Raw genomic sequence first — 1,350 nt, 5'->3', positions numbered from 1 at the left:
TGAAGCGCTCTGGGTTTGTTGGAGACTCCTGACCTTGGAAACGAGGATGGAGTTATGCCGAAAGAGCAGACATCAGGGAAGTCGACGACGCGTCGCTACTCGAGCGAGGAGAAGGCCGCAGCGGTGCGGATGGTGAGGACGTTGCGTGCCGAGCTCGGGGTCACGCAAGGGACGGTGCAGCGGGTCGCGACGCAGCTCGGCTATGGGGTCGAGTCGGTGCGGACCTGGGTGAAGCAGGCGGACATCGACGACGGCGTCGCCCCAGGCGTGAGCAGCGGCGAGGCGGCGCGGGTGCGAGAGCTGGAGCAGGAGGTCCGCGAGTTGCGTCGGGCCAACGAGGTGCTCAAGCGGGCCGCGTCTTTCTTCGGGGCGGAGCTCGACCGCCACTACCGGAAGTAGTCGCGTTCGTCGACGCGAACAAGGACGACGTCGTGGACAGTCGCCGGCTCGGGGTCGAGCTCATCTGCAGGCTGTTGCAGATGGCTCCGAGCAGCTACTACGCCGCCAAGACACGTGCCCCCTCGGCCCGCGCGGTGCGAGACGAGGAACTGATCCCGCAGCTGGTCGACCTGTGGGAGAGCAACTACCGCGTCTATGGGGTCCGCAAACTGTGGAAGGCCGCCCGCCGGGCAGGCATCACAATCGGCAGGGACCAGACCGCGAGGCTGATGAAGCTGGCGGGGATCGAGGGCGCGAGACGGTCCAAGCGGGTGAAGACCACCCGACCGGATCCGGCGTCGGCGCGGCACCCGGATCTGGTGCGCCGGGAGTTCACCGCGACCGCACCGAACCGGCTCTGGGTGACCGATCTGACGTTCGTGCCGACGTGGGCAGGTGTCGCCTACGTCTGCTTCATCGTCGACGCGTTCTCCCGCATGATCGTGGGCTGGCGGGTCGCATCGCACATGCGCACCGAGATGGTGCTCGACGCGATCGAGATGGCCCGCTGGTCCCGAGGCACCCGGCACGAGGATCTGCGGTGTCACAGCGACGCGGGGTCTCAATTCACGTCCATCCGCTACGGCGAACGCCTCGCCGAGATCGGCGCGACACCGTCGATCGGGACCGTCGGCGACAGCTACGACAATGCCGTGGCCGAGACCGTGAACGGCTACTACAAGGCCGAACTCGTCCGCGGCCCCGCACGCACCGGCCCCTGGAAGACCGTCGAGGACCTCGAGCTCGCGACGCTCGGCTGGGCCCACTGGCACAACACGCAACGGCTCCACGGCTACCTCGGCGACGTCCCGCCGGCCGAGTACGAGAACACGTTCTATGCTGTCCAAGCCGACCGCGAACAGCTGGTCGGAATCAAATAGCGCGAGTCTCCATCAGACCCAGGGCGCTTCA

Annotated in this window: 1 protein-coding gene and 1 other annotated feature; the gene reads left to right on the top strand. The window is 67.1% G+C overall.

What is annotated here, in order from left to right; translation table 11 throughout:
- Nucleotides 1-54: 54 nt before the first annotated feature.
- Nucleotides 55-1,319, top strand: a protein-coding gene (locus PQI23_RS13910; RefSeq protein ID WP_339975552.1) for an IS3 family transposase whose coding sequence is annotated in 2 segments (ribosomal slippage) — nt 55-358 and nt 358-1,319 — 1,266 coding nt in all. Because the reading frame shifts where the segments join, the coding sequence is not laid out codon by codon here.
- Nucleotides 354-488, top strand: a sequence feature (AL1L pseudoknot). Its footprint overlaps the gene before it by 135 nt.
- Nucleotides 1,320-1,350: the final 31 nt, after the last annotated feature.

Source organism: Leucobacter sp. USCH14 (assembly GCF_037619215.1).
Lineage (GTDB): Bacteria > Actinomycetota > Actinomycetes > Actinomycetales > Microbacteriaceae > Leucobacter.
The sequence above is the reverse complement of the archived record's forward strand: the minus strand, read 5'-3'. Positions and strand labels throughout refer to the sequence as shown.